At 46.2% G+C, this 240-nt stretch carries 1 protein-coding gene; it reads right to left on the reverse strand.

Annotation, left to right across the window (positions count from 1 at the left end; all coding sequences use genetic code 11):
• The coding region (locus tag Q4528_RS15760; protein WP_303522669.1) for a hypothetical protein at nucleotides 1–240 on the reverse strand (240 nt) is incomplete at both ends.

Raw genomic sequence — 240 nt, forward strand, 5'->3', positions numbered from 1 at the left:
TTCTTCACGTGCGTAAACGGTAATAAAGTGTTCGCCACGGCTAAGATCTACCTCGATCGTTTCACTTACGTTACGTGAATTAATATCCATTTCTTCGTAACGTGCGGTACTTAGCGTATCCCAAAGGTGACGCTGCCCGTTGTCTACCTGTATCCAAAGAGAATCACTTTGGCTGTTGGGTGAGTAGGCGGTACCCTTTAGCTGGTAGATACCCGATTGCTCTAGAGTAAATGCTAGCTC

Origin of the sequence: Staphylococcus pasteuri (assembly GCF_030547725.1) — a bacterium.
Classification (GTDB): Bacteria; Bacillota; Bacilli; order Staphylococcales; family Staphylococcaceae; genus Staphylococcus; species Staphylococcus pasteuri.